This is a genomic window from Geobacillus sp. Sah69, assembly GCF_001414205.1.
Taxonomy (GTDB): Bacteria; Bacillota; Bacilli; order Bacillales; family Anoxybacillaceae; genus Geobacillus; species Geobacillus stearothermophilus.
Genome location: NZ_LLKS01000032.1, coordinates 264,689 through 276,497, shown reverse-complemented (window position 1 = coordinate 276,497; position 11,809 = coordinate 264,689). Strand labels below are relative to the sequence as shown.

At 58.4% G+C, this 11,809-nt stretch carries 4 protein-coding genes; all 4 read left to right on the top strand.

All coding sequences use genetic code 11. The features are described 5' to 3' along the window. The first annotated feature begins 16 nt into the window (after nt 1-16). From addB to AP057_RS07820, 4 genes are read left to right on the top strand one after another with little or no spacing between them, the layout of a single operon-like run. A complete protein-coding gene (gene addB, locus AP057_RS07835) occupies nt 17-3,523 on the top strand; it encodes a helicase-exonuclease AddAB subunit AddB (protein ID WP_304437678.1) in 3,507 nt (1,168 codons plus the stop codon). Further along, the gene (gene addA, locus AP057_RS07830; RefSeq protein WP_055358450.1) at nt 3,520-7,248 is read left to right on the top strand and encodes a helicase-exonuclease AddAB subunit AddA; all 3,729 of its coding nucleotides are present in this window, start codon (nt 3,520-3,522) and stop codon (nt 7,246-7,248) included. The genes addB and addA overlap by 4 nt, the downstream gene beginning before the upstream one ends. A gap of 18 nt (nt 7,249-7,266) precedes the next feature. Then, nucleotides 7,267-8,451, top strand: a complete 1,185-nt coding sequence (locus AP057_RS07825; protein ID WP_055358449.1) for an exonuclease SbcCD subunit D — start codon at nt 7,267-7,269, stop codon at nt 8,449-8,451. After that, on the top strand, nt 8,448-11,792 hold the full coding sequence (locus AP057_RS07820) for an AAA family ATPase (RefSeq protein WP_055358448.1): 3,345 nt from the start codon (nt 8,448-8,450) through the stop codon (nt 11,790-11,792). The genes AP057_RS07825 and AP057_RS07820 overlap by 4 nt, the downstream gene beginning before the upstream one ends. Nucleotides 11,793-11,809: the final 17 nt, after the last annotated feature.

Genomic DNA, 11,809 nt, shown 5'->3' with positions numbered 1-11,809 from the left:
AATGGTGGTGATCGCCGTGTCGCTTCGCTTTTTGCTTGGACGATCGGGAAGCGGGAAGACGGCTATGTGTCTTGCGGAAATCCGCCGCAAGCTGCAGGAAGATCCGAGAGGAAAGACGATTGTTTACCTCGTTCCGGAGCAGATGACGTTTCAATGTGAATACGCCTTAATCCATACCGAGGGAGCAGGAGGAATGATCCGCGCCCAAGTGTTCAGCTTCCCCCGCCTCGCCTGGCGCGTCTTGCAGGAGACGGGAGGCATGAACCGCTACCACGTCCACGATGTCGGCGTGCAAATGATGATTCGCAAAATTATTGAACAGCGGAAACAGGAGCTTAAACTGTTTGGCCGCGCGGCGGACAAAAGCGGTTTTGTCGAGCAGCTGCATGAGATGATCGCCGAATGCAAGCGGTATTGCTTAACGCCGGACGAGCTTCGCCGCCGTGTCGAGGAGCTGGAAAGCGGGCCGAGCCGGCCGGGACGGCGCCTGCTGGCCGATAAGCTCAGCGATGTCGCGCTCGTTTATGCAGAGCTCGAGCGGAGCTTAAGCGGCCATTACCTCGATTCGGAAGATTATTTGCGCCTGCTCGCCGAACAAATCCCCCGCTCCTGCTATTTGCGTGATGCCGATGTTTATATCGACGGATTCCATCATTTTGCCCCGCAAGAATACATAGTGATTGAGCAGCTTCTTCGTCATTGCCGGCGGGTCACCGTTTGCCTGACGGTCGACCGCCCGTATGATGGTGCGATGCCGGACGAGCTCGACTTGTTTTATCTGCCGGCGCAGACGTACCGCCAGTTGCGCGAGCTTGCCTTGGCCAACGATGTTTTGCTTGAAGAGCCGGTCGTGCTCGCGGAAAACCGACGTCATCAAAGCGGGGCGCTCGCCCATCTCGAGGCGCAGTTTCATCGCCGCCCGCTGCCGCCTTACGAAGCGGAAGACGGTGCGGTCTGCCTTTATGAGGCGGCCAACCGCCGCGCAGAACTGGAAGCGGTCGCCCGGGAAATCATCCGCCTTGTCCGCGACGAAGGGGCGCGCTATCGCGACATCGCACTCGTCATCCGCCAAACGGAGGCGTACCGCGACCTTGTGAAGACGGTGTTTTTTGATTTTGGCATCCCGTATTTTATGGATGAAAAAGAGCCGATGCACCATCATCCGCTCATTGAACTTGTGCGCGCTGCTTTGGAAACCATTTCCACAAACTGGCGGTATGAGGCGGTGTTTCGCGCTGTGAAGACGGATTTGCTCTTTCCGTTGGACGGTGACTTGGTCATGTGGCGCGAGGCAGCCGACAAACTCGAAAACTATGTTCTTGCTTATGGGGTGAAGGGGGACAAATGGACGAGCGGCGAGCGCTGGCCGTATCGGCGCTACCGGGCGCTTGACGGGTTGAATGTGCCGCAGACGGATGAAGAACGGCAATTTGAGGACAAGTTGAACGAATGGCGGGAGACGCTGGCCGCCCCGCTCCGCCGCCTTGAGCGCCGTTTGCGCCGGGCTAAGGACGGGCGCGGGTATTGCACGGCGCTATATCTCTTGTTAGAAGAATTGCAGATTCCGAAAAAGCTGGAACAAATGAGCGCGCAGGCGGAAGCGGAAGGCCGCCTCGTGGAAGCGCGCCAGCATGAGCAGGTGTGGAACGCGGTCATCGATTTGCTTGACCAATACGTTGAAATGCTCGGAGCGGAACCGTTGTCGTTAGCCGAATTTGCTAAAATTATCGAGGCCGGGCTTGACCGGCTTGAGTTCTCCCTTGTGCCGCCGGCCATCGATCAAGTGATCGTCGCCCAGCTCGACCGTTCGCGTCTCATCGGCGTGAAGTATGCGTTTGTCATTGGCGCCAACGATGGCGTCATTCCAGCCAGGGCGAAAGAGGATGGGCTTATGGCGGAAATCGAACGGGAGCAGCTGCGCGAACTCGGTGTGGCGCTTGCGCCGGGGAGCCGGGAACAGCTGTTTTACGATCCGTTTTTTATCTACCTGGCGCTTGCCTGTCCAAGCGAACGGCTGTATGTTACATACCCGCTGGCCGATGGCGAAGGGAAAGCGCTCATGCCATCGCCGCTGATTAAACAATTGTCGGAGCTGTTCCCGAAGGTGAAGGTGCGCTTGTGCGGCAACGATCCGTTCGATGCCCCGGAAGAGAAGGCGGAGGCGTTTGTGACAGCGCCGCAGGCGACACAAACGTATTTGGTCAGCCAGCTGCGCGCATGGAAGCGAAACTATGGCATCGATCCGCTTTGGTGGGATGTGTACAACGTGTTCATCGCCCGCCCGGAATGGAACGAGAGGGTGCAAAAGGCGGTGTCGGCGCTGTTTTATACAAACAAAGCCGCGCCGTTGAAAAAACAATGGAGCCGGCGGTTGTACGGAAAAAAAATTCAGGCGAGCGTCTCGCGCATGGAGCAGTTTCAAAAATGCCCGTACGCCCATTTTATTTCACACGGGCTGCGCTTGAAGGAGCGAAGCATTTTCCGCCTCGAGGCGCCGGATGTCGGCCAGTTGTTCCATGCGGCCATTAAACAAATCGCCGACCGACTGCGCGAACAGCACGTTGATTGGAGCGAACTGTCCCAACCGGATTGCGAGCGTCTGTCGGATGAAGCGGTCGAACGGCTTGCCCCCCTCATTCAACAGCAAGTGCTGTCCAGTTCGTCTCGCTATGAATATATGAAACGGAAATTAAAACACGTTGTCGCCCGCACGACCCACGTGTTGAGCGAGCATGCGCGGGCGAGCGGCTTTGTTCCGATCGGGCTCGAGCTGGCGTTTGGACCGGGCGGCGATTTGCCGCCGCTTCGCTTTCAACTTCGCGACGGGACGGTTATGGAGCTTGTCGGGCGAATCGACCGCGTTGAAAAGGCAGAAAGCAGCGAAGGAGTATTTCTTCGCATCATCGATTACAAATCGAGCGCCAAAACGCTTGATTTGACGGAAGTGTATTACGGTTTGGCGTTGCAAATGCTTACCTATTTGGACATTGTGCTCACGTATGCTGAGCAACTTGTCAAACAGCCGGCGCTGCCGGCCGGGGTGCTCTATTTCCATGTCCATAATCCGATTGTGAAGGCGAAGCAGTGGCTTGACGATGAAGCGGAGATGGCGAAACAACTTCTTGAGCCGTTTCGGATGCGCGGTCTGCTGCTTGCCGATGTGGAGGCAATCCGGCTGATGGACAGTCAATTGGAAAAAGGGCAGCGGTCGCTGATTGTGCCGGTTAGGCTGACGAGCAGCGGGGCGATTCATTCGCAGTCTTCGGTCGCGAGCGCTTCTGATTTTGATGCGCTTCGCCAGCACGTCCGCCGTCTGTTTGCCGATATTGGCGGACAAATCGCTGACGGCATTGTATCGATTGCCCCGTACAAGCTGAAAAGCAAAACAGCGTGCGACTTTTGCGCCTTTAAGTCCATATGCCAATTTGACGAGGCGCTGTCCGGCAACGAATTCCGAAAGCTTGCCCCACAGACGGGGGAAGACGTGATGAAGAATATAACGAAAGGGAGGGGAGAGTCTTGAGCGTTGCGTTTCGCCCGAAGCCGGCCGGAAGCCGGTGGACGGATGAACAGTGGAAAGCCATCGTGGCCGGCGGCCGGGACGTTCTCGTCGCTGCGGCGGCCGGGTCTGGAAAAACGGCCGTTCTTGTTGAGCGAATCATCCAAAAAGTAACGGCGGAAGACGAGGCGACCGATATTGACCGCCTTCTTGTCGTCACGTTTACGAACGCTGCGGCGGCTGAGATGAAAGCAAGGATCGGCGAGGCGCTCGAGCGCGAACTCGCCAAGCGGCCGCATTCGCTCCATTTGCGGCGCCAGCTCAGCCTGCTCAACCGCGCCTCGATTTCGACGCTCCATTCGTTTTGCTTAGATGTCATCCGCAAATATTATTATTTGCTCGATCTGGATCCGTCGTTTCGCATCGCTGATGAGACAGAAATCGAACTGCTGAAAGAGGACGTCCTTGAGGAGCTGCTTGAGGAGGAATATGGAAAGGCGGATAATGAGCGCTTTTTTGCCGTCATTGATGCTTACACCGGAGACCGGAGCGATGCCGAGCTGCAAGACATGATTTTCGCGTTGCATGACTTCTCCCGCTCCCACCCCGCGCCCGATGAATGGCTGAAAGGCCTTGTATCCATGTATGAGGTCGATGAACAGACGCCGCCCGAGTCGCTTTTGCCATCGCGCTATATCAACCAACATGCGGCGATGGAGCTGGCAGCGGCCAAACGGCTCATCGAAAGGGCGTTGCGTCTTGCGCAGGAACCGGGCGGGCCGCGGCCGTATGAGAAACGGCTGCGCGAGGATGCCGCCGTTGTCGCTGAACTTGAAAGATGGCGGTCGCAATCGTGGGAAGGACTGTATCGTGCTTTGCAGTCGCTGGCGTTCGGCCGGCTTCCGGGCTGTCGCGGCGATGGCTATGATAAGTGGCTCGTTGATGAGGCGAAATCGCTTCGCGACCAGGCGAAGAAGAAACTGGAAGCGCTGCGCGACAACATATTTTCGCTGCCCCCGTCTGTCTGGATCCGCCATATGCGGGAGATGAAGCCGGCGGTTGAGACGATCGTTGCGCTTGTCCGCTCTTTTTCCGATAGGTTTCAAGCCGTGAAACGTGAAAAAGGGATCGTCGACTTTTCTGATTTGGAACATTATTGTCTGCATGTTTTGCGGCAGCGCGACCCGAAAACGGGCGAATGGCAGCCATCGGCGGCCGCTTTGGAGTACCAAGCGCAGTTTGATGAAGTGCTTGTCGATGAGTATCAAGATACGAACCTTGTGCAAGAAGCGATTTTGCAGCTCGTTAAAAAAGGAAGCGAGCGGACTGGCAACTTATTTATGGTCGGCGATGTCAAGCAGTCGATTTATCGTTTTCGCCTCGCCGAGCCGATGCTGTTTTTGGACAAATACAAACGGTTTGCCGCTGATGGGGACGCAGGGGGAATGAGAATTGATTTGGCGCGCAATTTCCGCAGCCGCGCCGAGGTGCTGGACGGAACGAACTTCCTTTTTGCACAAATCATGGGGGAAACCGTTGGGGAGATGGCGTACGATGAAGCAGCCCAGCTTAAGTATGGCGCCGATTATCCGGATGGGGCGGATACTGTTCCGGAAGTGATGATCATCAACCGGCAGCGCGCGGCGGAAGAAGAGGACGAAGAGGCAGCGGAGCTTGAGGGCTCCGAGCTGGAGGCGCGCCTAATGGCCGAGAAAATCAAAGAAATCGTGTCGCGGCCATTTTATGTGCATGACCGCTCAAGCGGGCAACCGCGGCGTGCCATGTACCGAGACATCGTTGTGCTCGTCCGTTCGATGACGAACGCCCCGCAAATGATCGAGCAGCTGCAGGCGCACGGCATTCCGGCGGCTGCCGATTTATCGTCCGGCTACTTTCAGGCGACGGAAGTTTCGGTGATGCTGTCGCTTCTGAAAGTCATTGACAACCCGCACCAAGACATTCCGCTCGCCGCTGTGCTCCGTTCGCCGTTGTTTCGCTTTGATGAAAACGAGCTGGCCATGATCCGCCTCGCCGATCCAAAAGGAACGTTTTATGAGGCGCTTCAGTTGTTCCGGCAAAAGCCGGCGGAAACGGATGAGGAGGAGGCAGCCAAGAAAAAAGCGGCCGCGTTTTTGGAGCAGCTCGGGCGCTGGCGCACGATGGCCCGCCGCCGCTCGTTGGCCGACCTCATCTGGCAGCTGTATCGCGATACACAATTTTACGATTTTGTCGGCGCGCTGCCGGGTGGAAAGCAACGGCAGGCCAATTTGCGCGCCTTGTATGATCGCGCTCGCCAATACGAATCGACGGCCTTTCGCGGGCTGTTCCGCTTTCTCCGCTTTATTGAGCGGCTGCAGGAGCGCGGCGATGATTTAGGAGCAGCCCGGCCGCTTGGTGAGCAGGAAGATGTCGTGCGGGTGATGACGATCCATAGCAGCAAAGGGCTCGAGTTTCCGGTCGTCTTTCTGGCCGGACTCGCCCGCCCGTTTTATACGCGGGATTTGCATCATCCGTACTTGCTGGATAAAGAGCTCGGCTTTGGCGCCCGTTTTGTCCACCCACAGCTGCGCATCAGCTATCCAACGCTGCCATTGCTGGCGATCCAAGTGAAAAAGCGGCTCGAGTTGCTCGCCGAGGAAATGCGCATTTTGTACGTTGCACTGACAAGAGCGAAAGAGAAGCTTTATTTGCTCGCCGCGGTCAACGATGCCGATAAGGAGATCGAAAAATGGAAAGGCGTTGCGGGAGAACGCGAATGGCTGCTTCCCGACGATGTGCGGGCATCGGCCCGTTCCTATTTAGACTGGATCGGCCGGGCGCTCATTCGCCACCGCGACGGGCGCATTTTAGCGGGAGAGAAGGCGCCGGATGAAATCGCCTCCCATCCGTCCGTATGGCGTATTGCCATTGTGCCCGCGGCCGAGCTGCGCAGCGGCGAGGCGGCTGCCGGCCAGGCGGACGAGAGCATGCTCGCTGCGCTTGAACATGGCCGCCCTGTTCCGGCTGGCGGCGGCTGGAAAGAGGAAGCAGAGCGGCGTTTGTTATGGCGGTATCGCTATGAAAAAGGGACGATTGTGCGCGCCAAACAGTCGGTGTCGGAGCTGAAAGAGCAACGGGTGCTGTTTGGCGAGCTGGCGAGTGAATGGCCGCTGCGCCAAGGAACAGCGCCGATTTTCTCGCGGCCGCGCTTTATGCAGGAAAAAACGTTGACGCCGGCGGAAAAAGGAACCGCGCTTCATATCGTCATGCGCCATCTCGACTTGCGTGCGCCGGTCAGTGAAGCGTCCATCCGTGAGCAAATGGGTCGGCTCATCGAAAAAGAGCTGTTGTCGGCCGAGCAAGCCGAAGCGGTCGATGCGGCCGCGATCGCCGCCTTTTTCGCTACGGATATCGGCCGCCGCCTTTGCGCCGCCCGCGAGGTGCACCGGGAAGTGCCATTCAGTCTAGGGCTTCCGGCTTCCCATCTTTACGGGCATGACGGGATGGAAGACGACCGCCGGGTGCTTGTCCAAGGGGTGATTGACTGTGTGTTTGCGGATGAGCGCGGTTATGTGATGATCGACTATAAAACAGATGAGGTGACCGGCCGTTTTGCCGGCCAGAAAGAGGAGGCCGCCCGCTTTTTGCTCGGCCGCTACGGAACGCAAATGCGCCTGTATCGGCAAGCGATTGAGCAAATTTGGCGCGTGCCGGTAGCGGAGTGCTATTTGTATTCGTTTGACGGCCAATACATTATCGCGGTGGAATGACGCGGAGGAGGAAAGACGATGCGCATTTTGCATACGGCAGACTGGCATCTCGGGCGGACGCTTGAAGGCCGAAGCCGGTTGGCGGAGCAAGAGGCGTTTATCGACGAACTTGTCGAGATTGTAGCAAAAGAACAAATCGATGTCGTCTTGATGGCTGGCGATGTGTTCGATTCCGTCAATCCGCCGGCGGCGGCGGAGCAGCTGTTTTACGAGAGTTTGGCCCGACTGTCCGATAAAGGCCGGCGTCCGGTTGCGGTCATCAGCGGCAACCATGACCATCCGGACCGCATCAGCGCCGCCCGGCCGCTGCTTTCCGACTACAACATTTTCCTTTTTGGCCGCCCACAGGCGGAAGTTTGCCGAATTGACGTTCCGTCGTGCGGCGAGGCGATGATGCTTGCGCCGTTGGCGTACCCGTCTGAATCGCGGCTCGCTGAGCTATTGTCATCCGACCATAAGGAAACCGCGCTTCGCGATCGGTACGACGACCGCATCCGGGCGTTGTTCGCTGCGATGGCCGCCTCATTTGCCGATGAAACTGTCAATGTTGTGATGAGCCATCTATACGTGGCTGGCGGCCATACGTCCGATTCCGAGCGGCCGATTGAGGTGGGCGGCGCCTATACGGTGGCGGCTGCCAGTTTGCCCGGGGCGGCGCAATACGTGGCGCTCGGTCATTTGCACCGCCCGCAGGACGTCAGACGGGCGGAGACGGCGGCGCGCTACGCCGGTTCACCGCTTGCTTACAGCTTTTCCGAAGCTGGGCACACCAAGTCGGTGACGGTTGTCGACGTCCATCCGGGCGGAAAGGCCAACGTGACGGAGATTCCGCTTGTTTCCGGCAAACCGCTTGTCCGTTGGAAGGCGACGGACGGACTTGCCCAAGTGTATCGTTGGTGCGAGGAAGGAAGAGACCGGTCGTGCTGGATCGATTTAGAGGTCCATGTAAACGAGCCGTTGACAATGGAAGAGATTCAACGGCTGCGCAAGCTTCATCAAGGGTTTATCCATATCCGCCCGGTGTTTCCGGAACGGGAGCGGGAGGCGGCGGCTGAAACAGACTGCAAACCGCTTTCCCTTGTGGAAATGTTCCGGCGTTTTTACGAACGTCAAACCGGCGGACAAACACCGGATGAAGAGCTCGTGCGCCTTTTTTTGGAATTGGCGGCCGATGAGAAGGAAGGGGAAGGAGAAGAGGAATGAAGCCAATTTCCTTGACGATCGCCGGGCTTCATAGCTTTCGTGAAAAACAAACGATCGATTTTACGGCCCTTTGCGACGGCGGCGTATTCGGCATTTTTGGACCGACCGGAAGCGGCAAATCGACGATTTTGGATGCCATCACGCTCGCGCTGTTCGGAAGTGTCGGACGGGCGGCCAATCGGACACAAGCGATCATCAACCACGCTGAAAAGGAACTGTTCGTTTCCTTTACGTTCGAATTGGAAAATGCCGCTGGGGCAAAACGGTACACGGTGGAACGCAGTTTGAAAAGGGCGGATGAATGGCGGACGCGGAGCGCCGTCTGCCGGTTGATCGAACATCAGGCCGAGCCGGTCGTGCTCGCGGACAAGCTCTCTGATGTAGACAAGGCGGTCGTACAGCTGCTTGGTTTGACTATGGAAGATTTTACCCGCGCTGTCGTTTTGCCGCAAGGGAAGTTTGCCGAGTTTTTATCCCTCAAAGGGGCGGAGCGCCGGCAAATGCTGCAGCGCCTGTTCCATCTTGAACGATACGGTGACGAGTTGAATAAAAAGTTAAAAGAGCGGCTCGCCGCCGCGGAGCAGGAATGGCAAAAAATCGAAGCGGAAAAAGCGGGACTCGGCGATGCTTCGAAAGCGGCGCTTGAGCAGGCAGAAGCCGAAGAGCGGGAGCTTGCGGCGCTGTTTGCCAAGCGCAAAAAAGAGCTTGAGAAAATCGAGGCAGACGTCGAACGGGCGAGGCAGCTTCGGGCGTGGCAGCAGGAAAAAGAAGCGGTTGAAGCGGAATTATCGGCATTGCGCCGGCGGGAGCCCGAAGTGCGGGCGCTTGAAGCGAAAAAAGGGCGGGCCGAGCAGGCGGAGCGCATTTGGCCGTACTGGGAGCAGTACGAACAGATGCGCCTCCTGCAGGCCGCGGCGCTGCAGCGGCAGGAGGCGGCGTTGCGACAGTTGGAGGCGGCCAAAGCCCACTATGAGGATGCCGTGCGCCGCTATGAGCAGGCGCGGCAGGAAAAAGCGCGGCGCGAGCCGGAGCTGTTGGTGCAAATGGAGCGGCTGCGGCAGGCGGAGCAGCTCGAACGGCAAATGAAAACACTCAAGGCGGAGCTCGCCGCCCTCCATGAGGAGTGGAACCGCTTGGCGGACCGGGAAAAAGCGGTGCAGCGTCAGTTCGAGGAAGCGGAGGCCTGGTACGCGCGCGGCTTGGCGCGCCAACAGGAGCTGAAAGAAGAGTTGCAGCGGCATGCCGCTGCGCTCGCTGGCAAAGACGAAATAGAGCGCGCCTGCGAAGAGAAGCGGCGCATTGAGCAAACGGCGTCCGCTCTCGCCCGCGTCGATGTGCAGCTCCAGCAAAAGGAAGCTGCCTGGCGCCAAGCCGAACGAGAGCGGGCTGAGCGGGAGTGCCGCGCCGCCGCTGCCGGCGCCCGCCTTCATCAACTGTTTCAGCTTGTTGAACAAACGCACCATTCCGTCTGCAGCCGGCAACAAGATATCGAAAAGCGGCTGCATGTTTTGCGGCGACAGATCGAGGCGGAGCAGCAACGGATCGAAGAGGCGCAGACGGCCGAACTGGCAGCGGTTCTGGCTGAGCGGCTCCGTCCCGGTGAACCGTGCCCGGTGTGCGGCTCGCGTGAGCACCCGCATCCGTCCGCCAGGCCGCAGACGGTAGCCTCTGGTCGGTTGTCTGAGCTCGAGCAAGAGCGGCAGCGTTGCGAACAAGATTTGCAGACACTGTTCTCATTCAAGGCGCAGCTTGAGCAGCTTGCCGCGCTGGCGGCCAGCCACGGGACACCCCCTGTTCAGGCGGCTGTCCGCCCGGCAGGCGAAACCGTCGATATGGCCGTTGAAGTCCGGGCGCTCGGGCAGGATGTCATTGAACGAAAGGAAGCGGTTTACCGGGCGTTGTCGCAGTGGAATGAGGCGGAAGCGGCGCGGCGTGAAGCGGAAAACGCCTGCCGATGGGCGGCAGCGGATATCGAAGCGCTGCAAGCGGAGAAACAGCGCCTTGAAGAGGAGAAACAGCAGCTTGAACGGCAGTGGCGCGAGGCGCATCCTTCCTTTTCACTGGAAACGATCGCGGTGGTTTACGAGCAGCTGCGCGAACAAGAGAAAATGTGGCGTGATGTACAAAAACGGCTTGAAGACAGCGTTCCATTTTTAGAAGAAAAACAAAGAGCAAAAGAACAGGCGGCTGAGGAGCGTCGCCGGCTTGAGGCGGAGCGGGTGCGCCTCGAATCGCTTATGAGCGCCAAACAGGAGCTGTGGAAAGAATATGAGCGGCAACGGCGCGAGAAGGCCGGACCTGGCCCGGCAGGTGTGCAGCTTCGGGAAGCGGAAGCCGAATGGCGCCGGCTGCAAAACGGCGAACAGCAGGCGTACGATGAATGGCAGCGCGCTCAACAGCAATACCAGGCGACAGAAAGTGAGGCGAAGGCAGCGAAGCAGGCGTGCGAGGAAGCGGCCCGCCGCGAGGAAGAAGCGCTCGCTCGCTGGCGCCGCGCCTTGGCCGGCACTGTGTTCGCTGATGCTGAAGAAGTGCGAATGTCGAGGGCGGCAAAAGCGCAATGTGATGAATGGGACGAAGCCATCCGCCTTTACTGGCGCCAGGTAGAGCAGGCTGAGCACCGACGCGCCCAGCTGGCGGCTGTCATCGGCGAAGAAGCGGTGAGCGCTGAACAATGGGAGATGATGCAGCAAGTATACAACGAGTTGAAAGCGCACACTGAGATGATGACCGAGCAGCTTGGCGCGGTGCGCGGAAAAGTGGCGGAGCTGAGAAAAAAACATGTCCGTTTTGTTGAATTGGAGGCGAGGCAGGCAACTCTCGGCCGCCAAATTGAGCGGTACAAACAGCTGCAAACGTTGCTTCGCGGCAATAGTTTTGTCGAATTTATGGCGGAAGAGCAACTCGAACAGGTGACCATCATGGCGTCTGAGCGGCTGCAGCAGTTGACGCGCCATCGCTATGCGCTTGAGCTCGATTCGCAAGGCGGGTTTTTGATTCGCGATGATGCCAACGGGGGGGTGCGGCGGCCGGTGTCGACGCTGTCCGGCGGGGAAACGTTTTTGACATCGCTGTCGTTGGCGCTGGCGCTGTCGGCGCAAATTCAGTTGCGCGGTGAATATCCGCTCCGGTTTTTCTTTTTGGACGAGGGGTTTGGCACATTGGATGCCGAGCTGCTCGATACGGTCGTTTCTGCTTTGGAAAAGTTGCATACGCAGCAGCTGGCTGTCGGCGTCATCAGCCATGTCCAAGAGATTCGCAACCGGCTGCCGCGCCGTCTCATTGTCGAGCCGGCGGAGCCGTCCGGCCCCGGCACGCGCGTCCGGCTTGAATGGATGTAACCCGTCTGTCGGGAGCA